Consider the following 23,141-nt stretch of genomic DNA (forward strand, 5'->3'; position numbering starts at 1 on the left):
ATCTCCTGAGTAAGATATTGGCATCGGATCTAACAATAACTCCCTTCCCAGCCTACCGCAGTTTGTGGTTCAATTACCTGAAAATTGCTGTAATTCATCGGGTACTCGGTTTCGCTCAATGTATTCATTAATCTCCGCCTGATGATCGAGATAAAAACTCAAGGCATCAAACACTTGTGCCACCGTCAAATGTGGCAAATGGTTCAGGATTTCTTCTAGCATAATCCCCAACCGCCACAAACCAACAATGGCACGAACAGATGTGCGAGTACCTATAATAATTGGCTCTCCACTCAAAATTTCCGGGTTATGGGTAACGTAGCGCGAGGAGGTTTCAGCAAACATAGAACGAATCACTCAGCATAACTAGCGTTGCCTCTAGTTTACCAATAGTTTTGGTCAGCAGCAGGCTGGTTTGCCAGACTAGAAAATCGCTTAATTGAGGGATGCGATGTCTACGACGGGCTACGCCTACGCAGAAGAGTTTCTCACGAAATATTTAGGTGGGAGATTTGAACCTTTGGCAGATATTCCAGATCATTCAGGACTACTTAAAGAAAGTCTCAAAATTTGAACCTACTCTGATGCTCAGACTCTTATTTTTGCAAGAGAAAATCGAGATAGTCTTGTAATTGCAACAGCCTCGCTCCAAATAGCTGCATAACTTGGCTAAAATCATTTCTTCTTGCTGCCATTGGGCAATGGGGATAATTTGAGATGCTGGTACTTCGATCGTCACATGAGGCAGATCAAACCCTTCCAAACTATACCCGTCTTCTTCCCCTTCAAGCATGGGGTAATGTTCCACAATTGTTGCAACATTCCCTTGCTTCAGGTTGTATTCTGGTAAGTCCTGCGCTAAGGCAACTTGAGAGAATAGGAGGTGCTGTACTTTCATCAGTTGGCTCCATTTTACTCTAGGACGCTGGTCGTTTACCTGTTCGAGATATTGCTTTCTCCAGCATTAAGTACTTGCTCTACAGTTAGCTGTAAATCTGGGAAAATAGTAGAAGCGATCGCACTATTTCCGACAAATCTGGTTTCTTCATAAAACCCGTCAACTAATATCAGTACGGTAACTGCATTTGTTTGGGGGTCAACAATCCAAATATTCAGCAATTCCCCTTGCGGCATACTCAGAACGTTTGTAGCGATAGTCCCGATCTTCGTTAGCTTTGCCAGGAGAAACAACTTCAACAACTAATGCTGGAGGTGGCATATCCAGCGTGATTGTGGAGCGCGTTGCAGCTTCTAAGGCTGTTGCAAGTTCATCCGTCAGCACAACTAAGTCAGGAATGCGAGTTGTTGCACAAGAACCAGCAACAACAATTTCAACTTTGTTACTTAACCGATTAAGCGGAATAAACTTGAGGAAATTTACCAGCAAAAAGAGAGATATCTGGACATTTTTTGGATTTTCGAGCGTGATTGCAACTAACTCACCTGCCACCAGATCATATTGGCTATCCGTGCGATCGTCATACTTCAAATATTCCTCAAGCGTTAGACCTTTGCCAGTGATTGCAGTCATATCACCTAAAGGAGATTTCAGTACTAATAGTTTACCTAAATCTGGTATGATCTCGTTGACTTCGGAAACTGAAAACTTAGTAAACTTCATCATGAGTGCCGATATCAATTAGCAAAATTTCCTCTTCACCAGATTCTAGATTTTGCACAAAGTTAAAGACAATGCGACAATCATAGTCAACTGAACACGCAGAAGCTCCAGACAGTTTGCCTTTAAGCTTATGGGTCTGTAACAGTGGATCCAATGGATCGGCGGTTAGTAATGCTAACCGCTCTTCAATTAGCTCTTGTAATTCTGGCTCTCGTCTTACCAATCGTTTAAATGCTCGTTTAAACGATGATGCCAGAACTACAGTTCTCACTTGCGTAACTCATCCATTATTTGAGTAAGGGACTTCCAGAAAATAAATTATCCAATTTACTCAGATAATATTTTGTTGTCTTCTCCCTTCTCCCTGCTACCCAGCGATGGGATATTTTTTTAGTTGGAAGTCCATTACCGAACACGGCTTTTTTGACTCTGATGTAGCAAATTTTCAAACCTATGCAGGGCAAGATTTTTCAGACCATCTTGCAGGAAATTACACGGATCTCGGTTTCATGCCCATCTATTGCACGGTAATGGTTTTCATTATTCCTTGACCTATGTAGTATATTGTAGTATATGGCTATTCAGTTACGTCCAAATCAATAATTTCTCTTTTATGAAAGGGTTAAAAGCGATTGTTGCAATTTTAGCGTTGGGAGTAATAGTCGAAAGCCCCACAGCGGCAGCCGAACACAACCTGACTAAAACAAAAGTCAAACCAGAGTTGACTACGCTTTTAGCACAAATCAAAAAAGCTCAAGATGCTCAATTCTATTTAAAGCAAGGTCAAAACCTTGCCAACTCAGGCAATATTAAAGGTGCTATTGAGAATTTTGACCAAACTCTTCGTCTTAATCCTAACTACGCTGAAGCTTATTTTGGGCGAGGTTTTGCTCGTTATCGTTCCGGTGATTTGAAAGCCGCTATCGAAGATTATAACCAAGCTCTCCGTCTTAACCCTAACTATGCTGGTGCTTATGTTGGACGTGGTAATGCTCGCAATGATTATGGTGACTTAAAAGGTGCAATTGAGGATTACAACCAAGCTATCCGTCTTCACCCTAACTATGCTGAAGCTTACCATAATCGCGGTAATGCCCGTGATGATTCCGGTGACGTTAAAGGTGCTATTGAAGATTATAACCAAGCCTTACGTATAAACCCTAACTTGTTTGAGGCTTACCATAATCGCGGTATTACCCGTTATCGTTCCGGAGATTTGAAATCTGCGATTGAAGATTTTAGCCAAGTTATTCGTCTTAATCCTCACTATGCTCAAGCTTACATTAAACGCGGTAATGCTCGTAATGATTCCGGTGACGTCAAAGGTGCTATTGAAGATTATAACCAAGCCTTACATCTAAACCCTAAGTTGGCTGAGGCTTACTATCATCGAGCTATTACCCGTTATCGTTCCGGTGATTTGAAAGCCGCTATCGAAGATGATAACCAAGCTCTCCGTTTTAACCCTAACTATGCTGGTGCTTATGTTGGACGTGGTAATGCTCGCAATGATTCTGGTGACTTAAAGGGTGCAATTGAGGATTACAACCAAGCTATCCGTCTTGACCCTAACTATGCTGAAGCTTACACTGAACGCGGTAATGCCCGTGATGATTCCGGTGACGTCAAAGGTGCTATTGAAGATTATAACCAAGCCTTACGTATAAACCCTAACTTGTTTGAGGCTTACCATAATCGCGGTATTACCCGTTATCGTTCCGGAGATTTGAAATCTGCGATTGAAGATTTTAGCCAAGTTATTCGTCTTAATCCTCACTATGCTCAAGCTTACATTAAACGCGGTAATGCCCGTAATGATTCCGGTGACGTCAAAGGTGCTATTGAAGATTATAACCAAGCCTTACATCTAAACCCTAATTTGGCTGAGGCTTACTATCATCGAGCTATCACCCGTTATCGTTCCGATGACGCAAAAGGTGCTATTGAAGATTATAATCAAGCAATTCGTCTCAATCCTCACTATGCTCAAGCTTACTATAATCGAGGTCTTGTCCGTGCTAATTTAAGAGATGACAACTTAGCAATTGATGATTTACAAACAGCAGCTAACCTCTTTCAAAAACAAGGCAATACAGACAAATACCAAGCTGCTCTTGAGAAAATTAAGCAGATACGTCGTAGAGATGAGATTGATTTAGCTGCGCTTGTACCAGATGGATTTTTCGATAGTTAATGCAGAAACTAATCATTGATTAATCATACTCAATCAAGCGATTGAGTATGATTAAAACAGGTGAATTTAGATTATTTAAATGCCTAAGAGTTTATCCACAACCGATTTGCCAGCTACCGTCATGGTCGCCGAAGGTCGCACCGAACGAGAAATATACACAATATTTTATAATTTTTTACTACACTGGCGTTAAGCGTAATTATCGCGCAAGGATTTCAGATTTTCACGGATAGTGGCGACATCAAGATGCTCTTCTCCCAGCAGCCTTTGCCTGAGTTCTAATGCTTTTTTAGACAGTGGTTCCGCTTGACTGTACCGTCCTTGTTTTGAGTAAAGGGCAGCTAGGTGGTGGTAAATGGTGGCGATAAGTAGTCGGACAGAATTAATTACAAAGTATATCATACTAAAATAAGTGTATTTTTCATAACTAAGTAACAGAATGCGTTGTTATAGCAGTAGACAGACAGCTTAGGACATTCGCAAACCCTAAGAGAGCGGCTGTCACAGCTATCCATAGCAGACTTGTCCTAACCATTATGGCAGCCGCTATATATGAAAAAATCTCTAGTTGGTGTGTTAACTAGAGAGTTATACCAATTCTGTATTACAGCTATTTTCAGGTAAATAGACCACGCGGTAGGGGCACAGCATTGCTGTGCCCCTACGACAGATGTGGTTCAAATACATGAAAACTGCTGTAAGATGCGCTAAACTACGTCAAACTTATAGATGGGTGCATTTTGATTAAGCAGTTAGTCCTCAACAAGTGCTGCAATTGCAGCTACTAATTTTGAGGGGTCGGCTGGTTTAGTGATATGAAGTTGAAATCCAGCGGTTAAAACCTGTTTTTGTGTAGTTTCTGCGGCGTAAGCAGTTAGAGCGATGGCGGGAATCTGTCCACCTTGATTAGCAGGCATTGCTCGTAATTTTTTGATCAAAGCGTAGCCATCAACTTCTGGCATACCCAAATCGCTCAACAGCAAATCGGGTTTTGACTGTGCTATTATAACAAGTGCTTCGCTGGCGGATGCTGCGCTCGTCACGATTGCGCCCTGCTGTTCCAATAGGAAAACAAGAAACTCGCGCGTATCAGCATCATCATCCACAACTAATAACCGTACCCCTTCTAGTGGAGCATGAAGCATGCAGAATGGATAGGAATCGTCAGATATGTTCTGATCTTCAATTTTGAATTCCAGACCCTGTTGAACCACTGGTAGGCAAACTGTAAATGTCGCGCCTTGTCCCTCGCCAGGGCTTTGTGCCCAAACTCTACCACCATGCAACTCGACAAGTTGGCGTACAATCGCCAAACCAAGTCCTAATCCGCCAGAACTTCGGCTTGTACTACTATCTGCCTGACGGAAATACTCGAATACGTGTGGCAGAAAATCAGGATTAATACCTTTACCCGTATCACAGACTCTCAGTTGTATCTGAGAATCAATCTGTTCTAAGTAGACTTCGACTTTTCCACCGGCTGGTGTGAATTTAATGGCGTTAGAGAGTAAATTCCAAACAACTTGTTGAAGACGACTACCATCACCCTTAATTGGTCTAATTTCTATATCTAGATAAAGACTAATTTGAATAGACTTTGCTTCTGCTGCCAAATGCACTGTCTCTAAAGCAGCTTCAATAGTAAAAGCAAGATCAACAGTTTCTAAATTAAGTGCTAGCTTGCCCCGGAGAATGCGGGAGATATCCAATAGGTCTTCAATCAACTGAGCCTGTAGTACAGCATTTCGTTCGATTGTCTCAAGGGCGCGCACAGTAGTAGCTTCGTTTAATGAGCGGTTTTTTAGTAGCTTTGCCCAACCCAAAATGGGATTAAGAGGGGAACGAAGTTCATGAGAAACAATTGCCAGAAATTCATCTTTGATGCGGTTTGCTACTTCAGCTGCTTGTTGTGCTTTCTGGCGTTCTTCCGCCACTGCTAGTGCTTGATCTCGTAAGTTTTTATATTCCTGAACTCGAAAAGTTAAATCTGTGAAATCCTCAATTGAGAAAAGGGCATAAAACCTATTTCCGTCCATTGCAGGCACAGCAGTTACAGTTGTCTGCTGAATGCGATATTTATTTTTAGATAGCGGTATAGGAATAACATATTTATGCAATTGAGAAGAAAAGATTGTGGGAGGCCCGCCTTGAAAAATTTGATCTAAACGACTAGTGTAACGAGGCTGATTCAAATGAGGAAAATATTCATGAAGAGAATTTCCTAAAATTTGACTTCGGGAAATTTTTGTCCATTCCTCTAAGCAGCAGTTCCAGAATAAAACAATGTAATCTGACTGTAGAACAAAAGCTCCTAAAGGAATTTTATCTAAAAGGCTAAATTGTTCATGAGCTTTTTTTATGATATTCATTGTTTCATCGTCAGGATTTGAGCAGAAGATTTAAATATTTTTATCTAGCTAGGTTAGGAAGTTTTCTAGATCACATGACTGCAATTTCATCATTAATTGCATTGATGAGCGCATCAAATGTACCTACGTGAAAGATTAAAATAATATCTCCAATAATTTCTAACTGTTCAATTACGAATCGAGCTTGTGCTAGCAATATTTTGGAATCGCTTTCATAAGTAGATAATAATAAGTTTTCAATTGTATCTTCTAAATAAACAGGTAATGTATAGTTCACATGCTGCTTTAGCACATTACTGAGTGAACCCATTACCCCATTGATCACAATGTTACCAATTTCGCTCAGAGTACCAATTTTCACGGCATCTAGATCAGCCGATCCTGGTTCTTCACCTGTAAGGACTGCAACTAGTGATGATGCACTGTCAGTAGGAAAAATCAAGCCCGCAGCACCAGAAAAAGAACCTGTAAAGCCTAGTCTTACAGATGCCAAACTGTCATCATGGAATCGTGTTGCAAATTCCTGATAGGCTTCAGTAGCAGTTAATATTTTCACAAATGGAATTTTGAGACCAATGTGAGAGTCTACCATCTCATTCAGTAGACTTGCAGCTCGACCAATTCCAATATTAATCAACTCTTGAAGTGCATCCAGTTGTTCTGCTGTTACATTCATCAAAACTTATTCCTTAGTATTAACAACTTGCTGGACTGCCTTTCGCAATTCATTTTCTTTTGGTGGCTTATTAATAAAGTTAATAGCCCCAAGACTATAACTTTGATTGCGTGCCCCTTCTTGGATATCGGCTGAGATGATAATTGTGGGAATTTTTAATTCTTCATCTTGTAAAGCTTGCAGAAATTCAAACCCATTCATGTCTGGCATGAGTAGATCCGCTAATACACAATTTGGTTTGCGCTGGTGAACTAATTCTAATCCCTCACGCCCATTAGTTGCTTCTATAATTTCGTAACCATCAACTTGCAAATACTTCCGGATCATTCTGCGAGAAAAGGCTGCATCATCAATAATCAAAATCAATGTCATTCTCTCTGCCCTTTTATGTTTTAGCTCAATAATTGTTGATTGATAAGCTGTCGCGCTTTTAAATTGCACAAATAGAATTTCCTTTGTTTTTTATCTTTCGTCCCCATTTAACAATGAGTTCTCCATCATTTAGCAATCTATCTAACAGAGATTTTAGCTCGGATACTGACTGGAATAGTTGATGTGCTATATATTCTTTACAAAAATGCCAGACCAATTCAATGAGATTATAGTCAGGACTAGAAGCGGGTAAATAATCTAAAATAAGATTTGGTAAATTTTTCTCGATTTCGGCACAGATATCTCTACGCTTGCAGATGCTGCTTTTTCTCTAAGCTCAAGAAATCTTTGGCAGGCATAGCACCGCTTAATATAACTTATATCAATATTATTGTATGCAATTTATACGCGGAGCAGATGTTGCAGAACTGTTATTTCCACAAGCACCAGTAAAGATACTTACTGAAGACATATTGTCCTGAGCTAATATGCTGGTGATAAAGGTAGTAATCGATATATCACTCGCTACAAGCTAGCTTTGCTAAGTCAGGAAAACTTCAGTATAAGTACGGTAATTGTATAAATGTCAATTTAATCGCGTAACTGCCCCAAACCTTTATTTCCCGTGAAGAGTTGCGATAAGCCTTGGGTGGAGTTTTCGCGGCGATTGGTACTCCCACCTCTCCACCCAAACCTCGTGGAAAGTCCCCTGGTTGGCAACCAGCAAAAAAGCGTCACCGTAAAACCGATGCCCGATTGTTAGAAAAACTGTAACACGACCACGCAAAGAACCATCAATTGCAGTTTAATACTCAAGATTATTGATAATTTCACTAAGTCTCTGATTAACTCAGCCCTGCTGGGTCATTTTGCATGGCTTAGTCTAGTTCTTGGTGCGAAACTAAATTTCCAAAAAATAAGGATACGGATTTAAGATGTTTCCAGGAACTAAAACCTTGGTTTTTAGGCTTTATAGAATGAGCCTTCTGAGTTTCGCACCGGGAACTAGTCTAGTTCTTGGTGCGAAACTAAATTTCCAAAAAATAAGGATACGGATTTAAGATGTTTCCAGGAACTAAAACCTTGGTTTTTAGGCTTTATAGAATGAGCCTTCTGAGTTTCGCACCGGGAACTAGTCTAAACTCCAGTTGAGTAGCGCCAAACTTGGTAAGATTCGAGGAACTGACGACCACATTGTTTACATTTGTAACATTGTCTCCCTTTCCGAAAACCATTCTTGAAAGTTTGAGTTGAATAGCAACAAGGACATTGCATATTTATTACTTTACCATTAAAATAACATTATCTTTTCAGCATGAGAAATATAAACATTATTTGAAAGCGGTATATTGCTGAAATTTAAAATTAAATTACCATGAACACAAAGCATCTAGTTTTTCACCGAAAAGGCAATGGAGTTAACTGAAATTAACGATGATATAGAAGCATTCCTGATTGACAGCTATGAAAATCTGAATCAAATTGAACAAGATATTATTTCTATCGAGAAAGTATCAGAACAAAGAGAAGCCGTAGTTCGCATTTATCGGTCACTCCACACAATTAAAGGAAACTGCGGCTTTTTACCGTTTCCCAAATTGGAATCACTTGCTCATGCTGGAGAAAATTTGCTCTCGTCTTTACGCAATCGCCAGCTAGCAATTACCCCAACGATCATCAATACGTTACTGCAAATACTTGACAGCATTCGGCAGATTCTGTCCCAAATTGAAGCAACGAGGCATGAGGGCGATTGCGATTATTCAGCACTGATTACGAGTTTAACTCAATTGCAGTCAACTGAGCAGCCGATGATAGCACCTGCTGTTAATCCGCAAGCGTCACACGTAAACCCAGATACTAAACATCTCAATCACGAATTACCTGAAGTTTCAACCCTAGCAGCATCAGAATCTTCTCAGATCCGAGTCAATGTTAACCTGCTAGATCAGGTGATGAACCTCGTGGGTGAACTCGTTTTAACCCGTAATCAGGTGATCGGATTTAGTACAAAGTTTAAGGATAGTAGCTTTGCTGCTACTTGCCAACACCTTAGTCTTCTGACATCCCAGTTGCAGGAAGAGATCGTGAAAACTCGGCTGCAATCAATTAGTACCATTTGGCAAAAGTTTCCTCGCGTAACGCGCGATTTGGCGATCGCTTCCGGTAAACAAGTTAAGGTTGACATGGAGGGAATAGATACTGAACTGGATAAAAGCATTATTGAAGCGATTAAAGACCCCTTGACTCACTTAGTACGCAACTGTATAGATCATGGCATTGAGTTACCATCCGAGCGGACTGCTTGTGGAAAGTCATCTGTCGGACGGCTATTTTTAAGAGCTTTTCATGAAAGGGGCAAAGTCAATATTGAAATTGGGGATGATGGTCGTGGTCTGGATTTGGAAAAACTCAAAAGGCGAGGGCAGCAACTTGGTTTAGTGAGTGCCGTAGAAGCCGCGTCCATGAGTGAGTCGGAGGCGATAAACTTAATTTTCTTACCCGGCTTCTCTTCTTCAGAACAGGTGACAAACCTTTCTGGGCGTGGAGTCGGGATGGATATTGTCAAGAGTAATATTGATAAAATTAACGGCACGATTGAAATTCATAGCCAGAAAGGACAAGGAACGACATTCAAAATTAAGATTCCGCTGACCTTAGCAATTATTCCAGCATTAATCGTCACCAGTGGCAGCGATCACTATGCTATTCCCCAAGCAAGTATACAAGAGCTAGTACGCCTAGAAGCACAGGCAGTTAATCAGATTGAGATGTTTTACGATGTACCTGTGTATCGCTTGCGGAACACTCTTATACCATTAGTTGATTTAAATCAAGTATTAGAAATACCCAATAGTGTTCCCAAATTGGAAATGTTCAATCTAGTAATTGTGCAAGTTGATAACTATCAATTTGGATTAGTTGTGGACACAATTGAAGACATCCAAGACATTATGGTTAAACCTTTAGGAAAACAGTTAAAGGCGCAATCTTTATTTGCCGGAGCAACTATTCTAGGGGATGGCACAGTTACATTAATTATTGATGTTGTTGGTCTGGCAAACCGATCTGGTGTAACCGCAAAACAAAAGCAGCAGTTATTGATTGAAAACGCTATAAAAGACCAAGACCAAGTTATCGCTCGTCAAACAATATTATTGTTTGAGGGGCCCGAAGGCGCTCGTATGGGCATTCTATTGGCCATTGCCTTTCGGCTCGAAGAGATTCTTTGCTCTGCGGTAGAGAAAGTGGGTAATCAGTATGTAGTGCAGTCTTATGGTAAAGTGTTGCCGCTAATTGACCTGAACAAAGTATTTTCCCAGAGTTATGAGAATGACCTCCATGATCGGACTAAGGCAACTGTTGCAGAGACTCTCCAGATAGTCATTGTCTCCCCCTCCTCAGAACTCAGCGTTGGGCTAGTGGTTGAGCGGATTCTTGACATTGTAGAAGAACCATTGACAATTACAGGTGTCTCTAGTAGACCAGGTGTGCTTTTGTGCGCTGTATTTCAGGGTCAAATTACAGAAATCCTTGATATTGAGGCTGTAATTCGCATTGCTAACCCTCATTTGCTGCAATTAATTACTAATGGCTGAACAACAAATTTGTACATTTTTCCTCAAAGGAGTTTATTTTGGTATTAACGTGCTACACGTTGAAGAAGTGATTCGCCCACAAGCAATAACTCGTATACCTTTAGCCCCACCAGATATCTGTGGCTTAATTAATTTACGTGGACAAATTATTACTGTAATCGATTTGCAACGGCGATTAGAGATGAGTGACCCGCAGACAGAATCAAATATAAAACTTGTAGATGGGCCGCAGGGATTTAATATTATTGTCCGTTTTGAGGATGAAGTGGTCAGTCTGCTCGTCGATAATGTTGGTGATGTCTTAGAGTTTACACAGGAGACGTTTCAACCCCCACCTACAACCTTAAAAGGTAAAATTCGTTGGATGCTAGCAGGGGTTTACCCTCTCCCAGATGGATTTCTGCTAGTTTTAGATGCCGAAAAAATTCTAAATGTTAATTTGATAAATCACGTTACCGAGTAATTGAGGAGCGCCTTGCAATGACTATGAATCGGGCTGCAAAAACAGCCAACTCTAAATCTTCCTCAGAGGATAGTGTAGCTTCACCGGATGACGGTGTAACAAAAGAGCAACTACAAACGTTACTATTAGCACTGAAATCTGTAAAAAATGGTGATCTTAGCGTCCGTTTACCTGTTGAGAATAATGAACTAGGTGAAATTGTCTTAGTTTTTAATGAATTGGTAAGTTTAAACCAAAACTTTGCCCAAGAAGTTTCTCGCTTGGCAGCCGAAATTAGTACTGAAGGGAAGCTTGGCTCTCAAGCCGTCGTCAAAGAAGCAGAGGGGAGTTGGCAAGAATTGCTTGATAACTTCAACCAAATGTCTACAAATTTAAGAGAGCAGATCAAAAGTATTAATGAAGTAACCCTTGTCGTTGCCCAAGGAAATTTAGCCAAACAAATTGAGGAAAGCAATGCTGGAGATTTTAAGCAACTCACAGATAATGCCAATCAAATGATTAGCAGCTTGAGATCTTCAATCAGACAGATGGCAGAGGTGGCGACGGCAGTTGCGTCTTCATCAGAAGAATTGACCGCAGTCAGCAAAGAAATGACTCAAAATGCCGAACAAACTGCTGAACAGGCAACCTCTGCATCTAGCTCCGCCGAACAGGTGAGCCAAAATAGCAGTACAATTTTGACTGCGGTAGAGCAGATGAATGCCAGCATTCAAGAAATTGCTAAGACCGTCATAGAAGGGGCAAAAATCACGACTCAAGCAGTTAAAACTGCTGACCGCACCAATGAAACAATTAATAAACTTGGTCAAAGCAGCATTGAAATTGGCAAAGTAATTAAAGTTATTACTGCGATCGCTGGGCAAACAAACTTGCTGGCGCTCAATGCTACAATTGAGGCCGCAAGAGCCGGAGATGCCGGAAGAGGATTTGCTGTAGTCGCAAACGAAGTAAAAGAATTAGCCAAACAAACAGCAAATGCCACTGAAGATATTAGCCAGCGCATTGAAGCGATTCAGACAGATACAAAAGCTGCGGTTCAAGCCATTACTCAGATTACTGATATTATCAATCAAATCAACGACTTTCAAAGCACAATCGCTAGTGCTATTGAAGAGCAAACAGCAACGACAAATGAAATTAGCCGCAATATTGCTGAAGCAGCCAGAGGGACATCTGATATTGCCAAAAATATCGCAGTTGTCGCATTGAATACTCAAAGTACAACGATTGGTACAAGTAATACGTTACAGGCAGCCACAGAATTATCGCGTATGGCAGTAGATTTGCAGAAAGTCGTTAGCCAGTTCATATATTAGTTTTTTCAGTGTCCCCAATCCCCAATCCCCAATGCCCAAGATCCGGGTACTAGTTGTTGATGACGCGGTAGTAGTTCGGAGCCGAATCAGTAAGATTTTGTCTATCGATCCAGAACTAGAAGTAGTAGGAGTCGCTGCTAACGGTCGCATTGCCCTTGCCAAAATTCCCCAGGTCAACCCCGATATTGTGATCCTGGATATCGAAATGCCAGAAATGGATGGTTTACAAACTCTCTGTGCGATTCGACAAATCTATCCCCACCTACGAGTGATTATGTTCAGTACCTCTACACGGACTGGAGCGATCGCAACACTCGAAGCTCTCTCTTTAGGGGCTTCAGATTATGCCACAAAACCCAGTAATTTAGGAAGTGTAGAGGCGATAAATCAACATATTCAAGCGGATTTAATTCCCAAAATCAAAGTATTTGGTGCAGGAACTACTCTATTTCCGACACCAAGCACGGTTGCTCATTCAATTGTTTTTCCCCTTTACACCAATCCAAAGCGGGTAGACGTTGTAGCAATTGGGGTTTCTACTGGAGGGCCTAATGCCCTGAGTGTATTGCTTAGAGAGCTTCCAGCCGATTTATCAGTTCCCATTTTGATTGTGCAACACATGCCCCCCATGTTTACGAAACTATTAGCTGAACGATTATCTTCTAAATGCCAAATCCCAGTGAATGAAGCGGTTCCCGGAGTGGTATTAGAACCTGGACAAGCTTGGATTGCACCGGGAGATTTTCATTTGGTTGTGCAACGCGACAAAGGTGTAGTTCGACTTGCTACTCATCAAGCACCGAGCGAAAATTCCTGTCGTCCTTCAGTAGATGTTCTGTTCCGCTCGGTGGCAGAAGTTTATGGTGCCGGAGCGATCGCAGTCATCCTTACAGGTATGGGGCAAGATGGGTTACATGGCTGTAAGTGTATCCGCGAGGCGGGTGGACAAGTGCTAGCACAAGACAAAGCTAGTAGCGTAGTGTGGGGGATGCCTAGTTTTGTAGTTAATGCTGGACTTGCCGATCAAATTGTCACCCTTGACCAAATGGCAAGTGAAATTATGCGCCGAATTCGTGACAATCAAATTCCTATTTCAGGTCTGTAATGGAACAGACTAAGGGTGTAAGCACCAATGATTTTGAGTATCTTCGTCAATTAGTTCGTGAGCATTCAGCGGTTGTGTTGTCTGCTGATAAAAGCTATCTGGCGGAGCTACATTTACAGCCAATTGCAGAATCAGCAGGATTCGCTTTAATTGCTGAACTGGTGACATATCTACGCACTCAACCCTTTAACAATCTTCATGTGCAGACAATCGAGGCGTTAGTCACTAATGAAACCTCATTCTTTCGAGATCATTACCCTTTTGAAGCACTGAGACAATACATACTACCAGAGTTAATCAAAAAACGAGCCATTGAGCGATCGCTAAACATTTGGTGTGCTGCTTGCTCTAATGGACAAGAACCCTACAGCATCGCTATGCTAATTCGTGAACATTTTCCCTTACTTACCAATTGGTCTATAAGGCTAATTGCTAGCGATTTTTCCACCAAGGTATTAGCACGCGCCCAAAAAGGGCATTATAACCAACTTGAAATTAACCGCGGACTATCTGAAAATCTCCGTGACAAGTACTTTCATCGGCTAGATAGTGACTGGCAAATAAAGTCCGAAATTCGCCAGATGGTAGAGTTTCGTCAGATCAACCTGATGCAATCTTGGTCATCCCTTCCCGAAATCGACGTGATCTTTTTACGCAATGTTTTAATCTACTATGATCTAGCGACCAAGAAAGTCTTGCTAAGAAAGGTAAAACAGCAATTAAGAACAGATGGCTACCTGTTTCTCGGTAGCGCTGAGACGACTATCAACCTGGATGGCTCATTCAAGCAGGTTTCATTTAACAAGGGTATCTGCTATCAATTGGGGACTTCCAGGAAATAAAATATACAGCTAATAAAAATGATAATCATTACAAGGGGGGAGTATTGGGTTACTAACAGCAACCCAACACTCCTCAAATACACATGAAAAGTCTGCACTTTCCTGGGCTGAAGAGTGCTATTTAATGATGTACTATTATTAATTATAGCGGTATGCAGTTGAGTGAGATACAAAAACTTGCCTGAAATGATTTTACAGTAAGGACTTTGGTATTCTCATCCAATCGATAACTGCTATATTGTTAGATAAAACTTTAATAACTATTTTTTCAACCTATGTTGCTTGATAGGAAATATCAATAAACCATTTCCCTAAATCCGGGAAAGTTTCATGAGTTGAATCAGTCAAACGCTTGATTTGCCTCTCAACTTTTGACATAGCTTCTTTTGTCAGTTTAACTCCTAGCTCATAAGTTTCAGTGACTATATATCTGTGCTTGAGCGATATTAGCAGCAATTGCATCACACCGCCGTTCTGCCAGCCGATGACGTATCAGATCAATTAGTGTTTCTTGTTCATCTACTGATAAATCTTCGATGCTTTCTAGAACTTGATCTAACCTGAAAACTGAGGTCATTATTTATTCTTACCTTGCTTGCAGTACATAACTATTACGTATGCCTAAAATTGCTGCAAAAACCGCAAATCGCTAGCATATAAACGACGAATATCATCGATTTGATGTAACACCATTGCAAAGCGTTCTACACCAAAACCGGCAGCAAACCCTGTATAAATTTCTGGATCATAACCCACAGACTTAAGTACATTTGGATCGACCATACCGCAGCCCATCACCTCCAGCCAGCGCCCATTCCACTGCAAATCCACCTCAGCCGAGGGTTCGGTAAACGGGAAATAACTGGCGCGGAAGCGAATTGGTAAATCGCCAAATATTGCTTGTAAAAATACCTTAATTGTGCCTTTTAGGTCTGTAAAAGTTAGTCCCTCATCAATGGCTAAAAGTTCTATTTGATGGAAAACTGCTGAGTGAGTCGCGTCTACATTATCTCGCCGATAAACTCGCCCTGGAGCCACAACTCGAATCGGTGGTTCTTCTCTTTCCATGTAACGAATTTGCACTGACGAGGTATGAGTACGTAAAAGATTACCATCTGGCAGGTAGAAGGTATCCTGCATATCTCGGGCGGGGTGGTCAGGTGGGGTATTGAGAGCCTCGAAATTATAATAATCTGTTTCCATCTCTGGCCCTTGAGCCACGGTATAACCCATACCAACAAAGATATCCAGCGCCCGGTCGATAATACCATTGAGGGGATGAATGCGACCTTGGGGGCTGTAAATTCCTGGCATAGTTACATCCAGAGTTTCCGCCTCTAGCAAAGCTTGAATTTGTGCAGATTCCAGGGCGGTGCGTTGCTGGTCTAAACTAGTTTGCAGGGATTCTTTGACTGTATTAGCGATCGCACCAATTATCGGTCGTTCCTCTGCGCTAAGGCTCCCCATACTTCGCAACAGTGCCCCCAGTTCCCCTTTCTTACCCAGATAGTTAACCCTGAGTTCTTCCAGACGTTCTAGGGTGTCGGCGGCTGCGATCGCTTTCTCTCCTGACTGCCGCAGTGCTAAAAGTTGAGCTTCTAAATTGCTAGTCATTAGTCATTAGTCATTAGTTATTAGTCATTAGTTTATAGTCAAAAGCTGGGAACTGCTCGATAAATAAACTTACCGAAAAATTGAAGGGTCGAAACCAAACCTCTGTTTATCAGTTAACTAGAGCGGCGTGAATAATTCAAGGTTTGTAGTAAGGACTTTAGTCCTAATTTGAGGGCTGTTCGCAAAGCGTTCCCGCAGGATAGCCCTCTCTACGAGACCCTTCTCTACGAACGAGACCCTTCTCTACGAGACCCTTCTCTACGAGACGCTGCGCGAACGGCAAGCTCAGGGCATCGCGCTACGCGAACACTACGAACTCATCTCAAGATTTTTTACATTACTTAATCTACTTTGATTTATTCTCACTTACTTAGAGACGATTTGGCTAGTATAGCTTGGCATAAATCCAGCTAACATCTCAATTAACAAGACTTGGGGCTTAAGCCCCTTGTTAAAGGTCTTGTCATTACCAACATCTTTATAAATCTTCTGCTTCGTTGCCATCCCGCCTGGGAATAAATTCCGAGGCTAATAGCTAAAGTCCTCTCAAGAGGACTAAATAGAAGATTTGAAGCGATGTACATAGCTAGACTCAGTGAAAGGGAAAATTTCAGTCCACGCTTAGTGGACTTGAGCTATTAGCCTAGAACTTAAGTTCTAGGCGGGGTTGCCTGTCTGCGCCACACTTTGACTGTTACAAAAATGTGGGTAACGACAAGTGTTAAAGGTAGGCAAACTTCCGCCTTGCGGTACTAGTGAGTATATATGTTTTTTTGCTGTTTGTGACCTGCGACATTGACAAATGGCTAATAACAAATAACTAATAACTAATAACCAATGATCAATGACTATGAAATTACTAATTAGCAACGATGACGGCATTTCTGCCTTAGGGATTCGTACCCTAGCCAACTACTTGGCAGAGGCAGGTCATGATGTGAGTGTAGTTTGCCCAGATCGCGAGCGATCGGCAACTGGACATGGGTTAACTTTACACCAACCAATTCGCGCCGAAATTGTTGAAGAGATTTTTCATCCTGCTGTCAAAGCTTGGGCTTGCGATGGTACGCCTTCTGATTGCGTTAAATTGGCGCTGTGGGCTTTGCTCTCGACTCGCCCCGATTTGGTTCTCTCTGGCATTAATCAAGGTGCGAATTTGGGAACTGAAATTTTGTATTCCGGCACTGTTTCTGCGGCGATGGAAGGTCTAATTGAAGGCATTCCCAGTGTAGCGCTAAGTCTTACTAGTCACACATCTAAAGACTTTAAACCTGCTGCTAAGTTTGCCAAAATTCTCGTAGATCAGTTAGCCCAAAAACCTCTGCCAGGTTTAATGTTGCTCAACGTCAATATTCCTGCCCTCAACTGGGAAGAAATTGCCGGAGTTACTCTTACCCGTCAAGGACTGCGGCATTACATTGATGTGTTTGACAAACGAGTTGATCCTCGTGGGAAAACGTACTACTGGTTAACCGGAGAGGTAATTGAGGATGTGGAACCCCTAACCGGATTAAATCTGCCTCAAAATGTACCTACAGACGTGGAGGTTATACGTAAAAACTACATCAGTATAACGCCGTTACAATACAATCTAACCTACGCGGATGGACTGGATAAATTGTCTGAGTGGGAATTCAAGTTTCCGTGAATCATTGATTTATCAAGACAAAATTGGGGTTATTTAAATGCATCACAAAAAAATGTAGGCTATAACGTAGGGACATTCTTGAAATAAACGATACACATTGACCCCAAAAACTTGAAAATTCTCCCTGAGAGTATCTTATCCACATTTACACAATCAGCCAGAAACAGGATATGCTGTTTTATCAAGAAATCCTCCCTCTTACTAAATCGGTGAGACAGCATAAACTTAGACAAAATAAGTAACAATTTTTTCTCTTATCGCCCGCTCAGTCCAGCAAGCAACACTCATGTCTAGGATAGAGAACCAATTTACCGTACAATTTTGGGGCGTTCGCGGCAGCATCCCCAGTCCAGGTCCACACACCGTTCGTTACGGCGGTAATACCCCTTGCATATCAATGCAAGCGGGCGATAAACGCTTAATTTTCGATGCTGGCACGGGACTACACGTTTTGGGGCAATCTTTGTTGCGCCAAATGCCGTTAGAAGCTCATATATTTTTTACCCACTCTCACTGGGATCATATGCAGGGTTTTCCCTTCTTTACTCCAGGGTTTGTGAAGGGGAATGACTTTCATATTTACGGCGCGATCGCACCTGATGGTTCTACCATAGAACAGCGCCTCAATGATCAGATGTTACACCCAAACTTTCCCGTACCCTTGCAGATTATGCAAGCCAATTTAAATTTCTACGACATTCGACCAGGGCAACCAATCCACATCGATGACCTTACCCTGGAAACAGCACCTTTAAATCATCCAGGTGAAGCCGTAGGATACCGCGTCAACTGGCGTGGTGGCACTGCTGCTTATATTACTGATACCGAACATTTTCCCGACCGACTCGATGACAATGTGCTGTGGCTAGCTCATAATGCCGACATTCTGATTTACGATTCTACCTACACTGACCAGGAATATCACTCCCCAACATCCCCGAAAATTGGCTGGGGACATTCTACCTGGCAAGAAGCTGTAAAAGTGGCGCAAGCTGCTAATGTCAAAACTCTAGTGATTTATCACCACGACCCCGCACACGATGACGACTTTTTAGATTGTGTAGGGGTACAAGCTGCTGCAAAATTTCCTGGGGCGATTATGTCACGGGAAGGAATGGTACTTGAGGTTCCCACCTCAGTTTCATTATCAGAATCTTTTCCTGTTAGAAAGTCTTCTGTCTAAAGATTGCGATCGCAGTAATTGGAGATTTTAGATTAGATTGGTGATCAGAAGCTTTCAGCAGGAGAGCGTACCTGTTGGCTGCACGGTGAGACAGCCTTGCCCAGAGTTGTCAGAGCGCCGACGACAGGATCAGGGCGATAATAGGAGGACATACTTTATAGATTCACCAACACAGCCCAGACATCCACAGATGCCCTCTATTGAGGCTGATCGAAGGGTAAAACCTCGTTGCAGTCTTAACACTGAACTAGAGCTTTTTAGCTCTGGTATTTGGGGTTATCTGGACTTAGCAATTAGCTGTCAAGCTGATACCCAAGATACCATCTTAGGCAACTTCCCGTGGGTTAGGCTTTTGGCTGATAGCTAAAAGGGTGTCATCAACACCCTGGCTGATTGCACAAGACCTCATGGGCAGTTGGTGAAAGTTCAGGCCATCTATAAAAGCTGTTCTCCTGAAAGCGGTTTACCATCAGGTAGCTTTCTGCTGATAGCTAAAATAAACCTAAACTCTCAGAATCCACGTGCGAAATTTGTCTCAAAATGGGTGTTCTGTGTGGGTTGCTTCTTCAAGCGAAGAACTGCTAACGCCGACTGCTGTTGCCCTTGGCAAGTTTGATGGTGTTCATCTTGGTCATCAAAGGGTAATTCAACCAGTCTTGCACGCTGGTAGTCACTTGTCAGTAGCTAGTAGTCCGCAGTCAAACGAAAATCAACAACTAACAAATAGAGAATATATCTATTCAACAGTTGTCACCTTTGACCCCCATCCACACGAGTTTTTTACGGGGCAACCCCGGACTTTATTAACGCCACTGGATGAAAAAGTCCAACAATTGCGATCGCTTGGGGTAGAACAACTAGTACTACTATCCTTTGACAAAGAACTATCTGCTTTGACCCCCGAAGAATTCGTCGGAAAAATTCTTGTGCAACAACTGCGATGCCAACGAATTAGCATCGGGCAGGATTTTTGTTTTGGCGAAAAGCGCAGTGGTACTGCTAAAGATTTGCAATTAATCGCCGCCAAGTACAATATCCCCGTTACCATCGTTCCCTTACAAACTTATACAGGTAACTCGCCCACCGAAAGCAGTTGCCTCAATACTCCTCCGCCTCAGCATCTCCGCATTAGCACTTCATTAATCCGCCAAACCCTTGAGCACGGCGACATCGAAAACGCAAATCTCCTACTAGGACGCCCTTACACCCTCCTTGGTGAAGTCGTTCAAGGTCAACAATTGGGCAGAACGATTGGCTTTCCCACCGCCAACCTCCAACTACCAAAAGAAAAGTTTTTGCCCCGCCAAGGAGTTTACGCTGTCCGCGTTTTCACTTTCGGTGAAACATCAGATGTCACTCCTAGTGAGAGCTTGGGTGTAATGAATATCGGTAATCGCCCAACTGTAAATGGTACTTATTCATCTGCAGAAGTACATCTGCTCGATTGGTCTGGTGATTTGTATGGCAAAAAACTAGTTGTGCAGCTAGTTAAATTTTTGCGCCCTGAACAAAAATTCCCTTATCTAGAAGCCCTGAAAACACAAATTCAACTTGACTGCGTTGTTGCTAGAGAAGTTTTGAGTGTTTAGTGGGAACAATATATAGGACATGGGGCATGGAGCATGGGGCATTGGGAAAACTCTTCCCTTGTCTCCCTCATCCCCCTCATCTCCCTCATCCCCCCACTCCCGGCATTGCATGAGAGAAAAAATTGACGCCTTAACACAAAATCTAGCTCTTACCATCGTTGGCAAAACTGAGGCAATACGCTTAGTGCTAGTCGCCCTGCTAGGTGGTGGTCATGCCCTCCTAGAAGATGTCCCTGGTGTTGGTAAAACCCTGCTCGCTAAATCCTTAGCTCGTTCAGTAGATGGCAAGTTTCAACGGCTACAATGTACCCCTGATTTACTGCCAACTGACATCACTGGTACTAACATTTGGAACCCAAAAAGCGGCGAATTTACTTTTCTTCCTGGGCCAGTCTTTGCTAATGTGCTGTTAACTGACGAAATTAATCGCGCTACACCCCGCACTCAGTCAGCTTTACTGGAAGTTATGGAAGAACATCAGGTGACAGTCGATGGTGTCTCTCGTGCAGTTCCCCAGCCCTTCTTTGTGATTGCCACTCAAAACCCTATCGAGTATCAAGGTACTTTTCCTCTGCCGGAAGCGCAAATGGATCGGTTTATGTTGTCGCTGAGTTTGGGCTATCCTTCCGAGGCAGAAGAACTCCAGATGCTGCAAAATCTCCAAAATGGTGTGAAAGTTGCTGATTTGCAGCCTTGTATTACCTTGGCAGAAGTACAGGAATTACGTTACCTCTGCTCTCAAGTAAAAGTGGCTACTTCCTTGCAACAGTACATCCTCGAATTGGTGCGAGCAACACGGCAAGATGAGGAAATCGCCCTTGGTGTCAGTCCGCGTGGCACATTAGCATTACAACGGGCTGCCAAAGCGCTAGCTTTTCTCTTAGGGCGTGATTATGCTATTCCCGATGATGTGAAATTTCTCGTCCCTCACGTTCTTTGCCATCGCCTGATTGCTAGAGGAGGACGCAATGCTAGAACTATTGTTGAGCGATTATTGCGATCGGTTTCTATTCCTTAAGGTAAAAAAGATAGACAAATGTTGTCGGCGATGCCTACGGCGGGCTACGCCTACGCATTCCGGGCATTGGTGAGCAGTATATTATTTACAAGCTGAGAGTTCGTAACAGTAGTATCCAAAAAGGTAAGAGTGCTGGATAGCGATGATTTATCAAGTTGAGTCACCTACAAGTATTTTGCTACTAACGATTTATTCCAAGTCTGACCGAGAAGATATTGGTGTAAATGAAATCCGAGATATTTTAGCTGATTTTTCTAGTGAGTCAGGTTAAAGCTGCCAGGATATTTTTCCTTGTCTAGTCAGTGGTGCGCTGAATAAACATTTATATTACTGTTGAGGATATCAAAGATGCGTTGGTTGCCAAAAATACTTACGCTAAATCACCAAACACTGCTAATACTGCGTAAGTCTTATGATTAGCACAAGCGCCACTTCTGAATATCTGGGAATGTGAGGAATGTCAATTTTTGTTAAGCGCAAAACCCGCGAGCGCCAAATGCGATCGCTACAGCAAAGTGCCGAATATGAATTCAAACGCCAATTTTTCGGTTTACTTCTGGTAATTGTAACGTGGAGCCTAGCTATGGGCTGGCTTCTAGCCTTAGCAACTAACGCCCAAAGTGCTACTCCCTCCGCCGAAATTGGCACTGTTGACGTAGTACCTGCACAGTACCAATTAGGGCAAGAACTGTATTTAGAAAACTGCTCCACATGCCACATCGGCTTACCACCAGCCGTTTTGCCCACCCAAACTTGGAAAAATCTTCTGCAAGACTCCCAGCACTACGGCGCACAACTCAAGCCTTTAGTCGATCCGCAACGTATCTTAGTATGGAAATATCTTTCGACTTTCTCCCGTGTCCAGGTAGACGACGAAGAAACAGCCTATCGCGTCAACAACTCGCGTTATTTCAAAGCTTTGCATCCAGGAGTTAAGTTACCACGTCCCGTCCAGATTGGCAGTTGTGTCAGCTGTCATCCCAGTGCTAGTGATTACAATTTCCGCCGCCTGACAGCAGAGTGGAAGTGAAGAGTTAAGTAGATCGGCGCAATTAAAGCTAACTGGTGAACGCTGTCATTTGTACTGAGCGATGCGTTGCCCTGAGCTTTGCCGTACCCTTCGGGAAGCAAGCTACGCGTAGCGAGCGCGTGCCCTGAGCTTGCCGTTCGCGCAGCGTCTCGTAGAGAAGGGTCTCGTAGAGAAGAATCGAAGTATTGTTCATTAGTAAGGGCTTTAAGCCTATTTACGTTTCGTAACATACTTAGGTTTTTTCACGCCAACTTATTTAGGAGTTCTGGAAATGCTGATCATTGCGACTTTGGCGCGAGTAAGGGAGGCAGAGCCTCAGTGAGAAGCATTCCCAGTCTGAGACTGGGAACGAGTTAAAACGAGTTAAAGAATTCTCGCTTACTAACTTTCACGTTAAGTTGACAATAACTCCTGACTCTATTCTCCCACTCCTTCTCTGGCCTCATCTGGGGGCAAAATGATACTATGAAGAAAGAGTAAATATGAGATAAGAGTTAAAACC

25 protein-coding genes and 2 pseudogenes are annotated in these 23,141 nt (G+C 42.4%); 15 read left to right on the plus strand and 12 right to left on the minus strand.

Annotated elements, in window-relative coordinates:
* Positions 1-69: 69 nt before the first annotated feature.
* On the minus strand, positions 70-345 hold the full coding sequence (locus tag ACYTXL_RS10985; RefSeq protein ID WP_461924766.1) for a DUF433 domain-containing protein: 276 nt from the start codon (positions 343-345) through the stop codon (positions 70-72).
* A gap of 106 nt (positions 346-451) precedes the next feature.
* On the opposite strand from ACYTXL_RS10985, the gene ACYTXL_RS10990 reads away from it, so the two are divergent.
* A complete protein-coding gene (locus ACYTXL_RS10990; RefSeq protein ID WP_461924767.1) occupies positions 452-574 on the plus strand; it encodes a hypothetical protein in 123 nt (40 codons plus the stop codon).
* Here ACYTXL_RS10990 and ACYTXL_RS10995 read toward each other — a convergent pair.
* From ACYTXL_RS10995 to ACYTXL_RS11005, 3 genes and pseudogenes are all read right to left on the minus strand, one after another.
* On the minus strand, positions 548-898 hold the full coding sequence (locus ACYTXL_RS10995) for a DUF4926 domain-containing protein (protein ID WP_461924768.1): 351 nt from the start codon (positions 896-898) through the stop codon (positions 548-550). The genes ACYTXL_RS10990 and ACYTXL_RS10995 overlap by 27 nt on opposite strands.
* Positions 899-933: 35 nt before the next feature.
* Positions 934-1,531: pseudogene (locus ACYTXL_RS11000) on the minus strand (Uma2 family endonuclease).
* 76 nt (positions 1,532-1,607) lie between these two features.
* Complete coding sequence (locus ACYTXL_RS11005) at positions 1,608-1,892, minus strand: type II toxin-antitoxin system RelE/ParE family toxin (RefSeq protein WP_461924769.1); 285 nt, start codon at positions 1,890-1,892, stop codon at positions 1,608-1,610.
* 342 nt (positions 1,893-2,234) lie between these two features.
* Here ACYTXL_RS11005 and ACYTXL_RS11010 point away from each other — a divergent pair, with 342 nt between their 5' ends.
* A complete protein-coding gene (locus tag ACYTXL_RS11010) occupies positions 2,235-3,815 on the plus strand; it encodes a tetratricopeptide repeat protein (protein WP_461924770.1) in 1,581 nt (526 codons plus the stop codon).
* A gap of 189 nt (positions 3,816-4,004) precedes the next feature.
* Here ACYTXL_RS11010 and ACYTXL_RS11015 read toward each other — a convergent pair whose 3' ends face one another.
* The 5 genes and pseudogenes from ACYTXL_RS11015 to ACYTXL_RS11035 form a co-directional block, all read right to left on the minus strand.
* The gene (locus ACYTXL_RS11015; RefSeq protein ID WP_461924771.1) at positions 4,005-4,217 is read right to left on the minus strand and encodes a tetratricopeptide repeat protein; all 213 of its coding nucleotides are present in this window, start codon (positions 4,215-4,217) and stop codon (positions 4,005-4,007) included.
* A gap of 350 nt (positions 4,218-4,567) precedes the next feature.
* Positions 4,568-6,184, minus strand: coding sequence for a hybrid sensor histidine kinase/response regulator (locus ACYTXL_RS11020; RefSeq protein WP_461924772.1), 1,617 nt, complete (start codon positions 6,182-6,184; stop codon positions 4,568-4,570).
* Between the two features lie 70 nt (positions 6,185-6,254).
* Positions 6,255-6,860 (minus strand): chemotaxis protein CheX, encoded by a 606-nt coding sequence (locus ACYTXL_RS11025; RefSeq protein WP_461924773.1) that lies wholly within the window; start codon positions 6,858-6,860, stop codon positions 6,255-6,257.
* A 6-nt stretch (positions 6,861-6,866) separates the two neighbouring features.
* Entirely contained in the window at positions 6,867-7,301 is a 435-nt protein-coding gene (locus ACYTXL_RS11030) for a response regulator (RefSeq protein WP_461924774.1), read from the minus strand.
* Positions 7,291-7,557 (minus strand): annotated as a pseudogene (locus ACYTXL_RS11035) (transposase); the annotation flags it as partial. The pseudogene ACYTXL_RS11035 and the gene ACYTXL_RS11030, both read right to left, overlap by 11 nt.
* 320 nt (positions 7,558-7,877) lie before the next feature.
* On the opposite strand from ACYTXL_RS11035, the gene ACYTXL_RS11040 reads away from it, so the two are divergent.
* Positions 7,878-8,006: a hypothetical protein gene (locus ACYTXL_RS11040; RefSeq protein WP_461924775.1), complete on the plus strand. Its 129-nt coding sequence runs from the start codon at positions 7,878-7,880 to the stop codon at positions 8,004-8,006.
* A 363-nt stretch (positions 8,007-8,369) separates the two neighbouring features.
* On the opposite strand, the gene ACYTXL_RS11045 is transcribed toward ACYTXL_RS11040, so the two are convergent.
* On the minus strand, positions 8,370-8,507 hold the full coding sequence (locus ACYTXL_RS11045) for an IS1/IS1595 family N-terminal zinc-binding domain-containing protein (RefSeq protein ID WP_461924776.1): 138 nt from the start codon (positions 8,505-8,507) through the stop codon (positions 8,370-8,372).
* 137 nt (positions 8,508-8,644) lie between these two features.
* Between ACYTXL_RS11045 and ACYTXL_RS11050 the strand changes: the two genes are divergently transcribed.
* From ACYTXL_RS11050 to ACYTXL_RS11070, 5 genes are read left to right on the plus strand one after another with little or no spacing between them, the layout of a single operon-like run.
* Complete coding sequence (locus ACYTXL_RS11050; RefSeq protein WP_461924777.1) at positions 8,645-10,831, plus strand: chemotaxis protein CheW; 2,187 nt, start codon at positions 8,645-8,647, stop codon at positions 10,829-10,831.
* Entirely contained in the window at positions 10,824-11,294 is a 471-nt protein-coding gene (locus ACYTXL_RS11055) for a chemotaxis protein CheW (protein WP_461924778.1), read from the plus strand. Before ACYTXL_RS11050 ends, ACYTXL_RS11055 begins: the two co-directional genes overlap by 8 nt.
* A gap of 17 nt (positions 11,295-11,311) precedes the next feature.
* Positions 11,312-12,610, plus strand: coding sequence for a methyl-accepting chemotaxis protein (locus ACYTXL_RS11060; protein WP_461924779.1), 1,299 nt, complete (start codon positions 11,312-11,314; stop codon positions 12,608-12,610).
* 31 nt (positions 12,611-12,641) lie between these two features.
* A complete protein-coding gene (locus tag ACYTXL_RS11065; RefSeq protein WP_461922672.1) occupies positions 12,642-13,715 on the plus strand; it encodes a protein-glutamate methylesterase/protein-glutamine glutaminase in 1,074 nt (357 codons plus the stop codon).
* Complete coding sequence (locus tag ACYTXL_RS11070; protein ID WP_461924780.1) at positions 13,715-14,557, plus strand: CheR family methyltransferase; 843 nt, start codon at positions 13,715-13,717, stop codon at positions 14,555-14,557. The genes ACYTXL_RS11065 and ACYTXL_RS11070 overlap by 1 nt, the downstream gene beginning before the upstream one ends.
* 415 nt (positions 14,558-14,972) lie before the next feature.
* Here ACYTXL_RS11070 and ACYTXL_RS11075 read toward each other — a convergent pair whose 3' ends face one another.
* Entirely contained in the window at positions 14,973-15,134 is a 162-nt protein-coding gene (locus ACYTXL_RS11075) for a hypothetical protein (protein WP_461924781.1), read from the minus strand.
* Positions 15,135-15,178: 44 nt separating this feature from the next.
* A complete protein-coding gene (gene pheS / locus ACYTXL_RS11080) occupies positions 15,179-16,171 on the minus strand; it encodes a phenylalanine--tRNA ligase subunit alpha (RefSeq protein WP_461924782.1) in 993 nt (330 codons plus the stop codon).
* An 850-nt stretch (positions 16,172-17,021) separates the two neighbouring features.
* Between pheS and surE the strand changes: the two genes are divergently transcribed.
* The 7 genes from surE (at position 17,022) to ACYTXL_RS11115 (ending at position 22,639) form a co-directional block, all read left to right on the plus strand.
* A complete protein-coding gene (gene surE, locus ACYTXL_RS11085) occupies positions 17,022-17,819 on the plus strand; it encodes a 5'/3'-nucleotidase SurE (protein ID WP_461924799.1) in 798 nt (265 codons plus the stop codon).
* Positions 17,820-18,105: 286 nt separating this feature from the next.
* Positions 18,106-19,002 (plus strand): MBL fold metallo-hydrolase, encoded by an 897-nt coding sequence (locus ACYTXL_RS11090; protein ID WP_461924783.1) that lies wholly within the window; start codon positions 18,106-18,108, stop codon positions 19,000-19,002.
* A gap of 40 nt (positions 19,003-19,042) precedes the next feature.
* Positions 19,043-19,369, plus strand: coding sequence for a hypothetical protein (locus ACYTXL_RS11095; RefSeq protein WP_461924784.1), 327 nt, complete (start codon positions 19,043-19,045; stop codon positions 19,367-19,369).
* A gap of 184 nt (positions 19,370-19,553) precedes the next feature.
* Complete coding sequence (locus tag ACYTXL_RS11100) at positions 19,554-20,591, plus strand: bifunctional riboflavin kinase/FAD synthetase (protein ID WP_461924785.1); 1,038 nt, start codon at positions 19,554-19,556, stop codon at positions 20,589-20,591.
* A gap of 109 nt (positions 20,592-20,700) precedes the next feature.
* Entirely contained in the window at positions 20,701-21,609 is a 909-nt protein-coding gene (locus ACYTXL_RS11105; protein ID WP_461924786.1) for an AAA family ATPase, read from the plus strand.
* Positions 21,610-21,751: 142 nt separating this feature from the next.
* Positions 21,752-21,880 carry a hypothetical protein gene (locus ACYTXL_RS11110; RefSeq protein ID WP_461924787.1) on the plus strand — a complete coding sequence of 43 codons (129 nt, stop codon included), beginning with the start codon at positions 21,752-21,754 and terminating at the stop codon, positions 21,878-21,880.
* 186 nt (positions 21,881-22,066) lie between these two features.
* Complete coding sequence (locus ACYTXL_RS11115) at positions 22,067-22,639, plus strand: cytochrome C (protein ID WP_461924788.1); 573 nt, start codon at positions 22,067-22,069, stop codon at positions 22,637-22,639.
* Positions 22,640-23,141: the final 502 nt, after the last annotated feature.

It is taken from the genome of Nostoc sp., from assembly GCF_054880495.1.

What these genes read in the sequence shown, in the direction of transcription:
- ACYTXL_RS10985 (WP_461924766.1), bottom strand. Translation starts at nt 345, where the DNA reads ATGTTTGCTGAAACCTCCTCGCGCTACGTTACCCATAACCCGGAAATT.
- ACYTXL_RS10990 (WP_461924767.1), top strand. Translation starts at nt 452, where the DNA reads ATGTCTACGACGGGCTACGCCTACGCAGAAGAGTTTCTCACGAAATAT.
- ACYTXL_RS10995 (WP_461924768.1), bottom strand. Translation starts at nt 898, where the DNA reads ATGAAAGTACAGCACCTCCTATTCTCTCAAGTTGCCTTAGCGCAGGAC.
- ACYTXL_RS11010 (WP_461924770.1), top strand. Translation starts at nt 2,235, where the DNA reads ATGAAAGGGTTAAAAGCGATTGTTGCAATTTTAGCGTTGGGAGTAATA.
- ACYTXL_RS11015 (WP_461924771.1), bottom strand. Translation starts at nt 4,217, where the DNA reads ATGATATACTTTGTAATTAATTCTGTCCGACTACTTATCGCCACCATT.
- ACYTXL_RS11020 (WP_461924772.1), bottom strand. Translation starts at nt 6,184, where the DNA reads ATGAATATCATAAAAAAAGCTCATGAACAATTTAGCCTTTTAGATAAA.
- ACYTXL_RS11025 (WP_461924773.1), bottom strand. Translation starts at nt 6,860, where the DNA reads ATGAATGTAACAGCAGAACAACTGGATGCACTTCAAGAGTTGATTAAT.
- ACYTXL_RS11045 (WP_461924776.1), bottom strand. Translation starts at nt 8,507, where the DNA reads ATGCAATGTCCTTGTTGCTATTCAACTCAAACTTTCAAGAATGGTTTT.
- ACYTXL_RS11050 (WP_461924777.1), top strand. Translation starts at nt 8,645, where the DNA reads ATGGAGTTAACTGAAATTAACGATGATATAGAAGCATTCCTGATTGAC.
- ACYTXL_RS11055 (WP_461924778.1), top strand. Translation starts at nt 10,824, where the DNA reads ATGGCTGAACAACAAATTTGTACATTTTTCCTCAAAGGAGTTTATTTT.
- ACYTXL_RS11060 (WP_461924779.1), top strand. Translation starts at nt 11,312, where the DNA reads ATGACTATGAATCGGGCTGCAAAAACAGCCAACTCTAAATCTTCCTCA.
- ACYTXL_RS11065 (WP_461922672.1), top strand. Translation starts at nt 12,642, where the DNA reads ATGCCCAAGATCCGGGTACTAGTTGTTGATGACGCGGTAGTAGTTCGG.
- ACYTXL_RS11070 (WP_461924780.1), top strand. Translation starts at nt 13,715, where the DNA reads ATGGAACAGACTAAGGGTGTAAGCACCAATGATTTTGAGTATCTTCGT.
- ACYTXL_RS11075 (WP_461924781.1), bottom strand. Translation starts at nt 15,134, where the DNA reads ATGACCTCAGTTTTCAGGTTAGATCAAGTTCTAGAAAGCATCGAAGAT.
- pheS (WP_461924782.1), bottom strand. Translation starts at nt 16,171, where the DNA reads ATGACTAGCAATTTAGAAGCTCAACTTTTAGCACTGCGGCAGTCAGGA.
- surE (WP_461924799.1), top strand. Translation starts at nt 17,022, where the DNA reads ATGAAATTACTAATTAGCAACGATGACGGCATTTCTGCCTTAGGGATT.
- ACYTXL_RS11090 (WP_461924783.1), top strand. Translation starts at nt 18,106, where the DNA reads ATGTCTAGGATAGAGAACCAATTTACCGTACAATTTTGGGGCGTTCGC.
- ACYTXL_RS11105 (WP_461924786.1), top strand. Translation starts at nt 20,701, where the DNA reads ATGAGAGAAAAAATTGACGCCTTAACACAAAATCTAGCTCTTACCATC.
- ACYTXL_RS11110 (WP_461924787.1), top strand. Translation starts at nt 21,752, where the DNA reads ATGATTTATCAAGTTGAGTCACCTACAAGTATTTTGCTACTAACGATT.
- ACYTXL_RS11115 (WP_461924788.1), top strand. Translation starts at nt 22,067, where the DNA reads ATGTCAATTTTTGTTAAGCGCAAAACCCGCGAGCGCCAAATGCGATCG.